The organism is Photorhabdus cinerea (assembly GCF_011189575.1).
In the GTDB taxonomy this organism is placed as follows: Bacteria; Pseudomonadota; Gammaproteobacteria; order Enterobacterales; family Enterobacteriaceae; genus Photorhabdus; species Photorhabdus cinerea.
Genome location: NZ_PUJW01000159.1, coordinates 1 through 315 on the forward strand (window position 1 = coordinate 1; position 315 = coordinate 315).

Annotated in this window: 1 protein-coding gene; it reads right to left on the reverse strand. The window is 44.1% G+C overall.

Annotated elements, in window-relative coordinates; all coding sequences use genetic code 11:
• Positions 1-79: 79 nt before the first annotated feature.
• Positions 80-315 (reverse strand): Tn3 family transposase (locus C5469_RS23145; protein ID WP_166311062.1); only part of this gene is annotated, 236 nt, incomplete at its 5' end.

Consider the following 315-nt stretch of genomic DNA (forward strand, 5'->3'; position numbering starts at 1 on the left):
AACGAACGCCACAAGAATCAGCCAGATTTGTTGTGCTTGTACATAAGGGGTCCGCTTGGAAAACGGAAAATATCCTACGCTAAGCCTGTTTTTTGTACAGATTGATATCAACTGATCGTAACGGACGGTATTTTCCAGCTCCTAACTTAAGATTATTACGCCAGATGTAATCTCCACTCAGATTGATATGCTCCCAACCCAGCGGCGACAGGTGCGAAAGCAATTGCTCATTAATCTGAACCCCTTTCCGTTTCAGTGATTCGATGGCTCTTTCTATATACACGGTATTCCATAACGTGATCGCCGCAGTGAGTA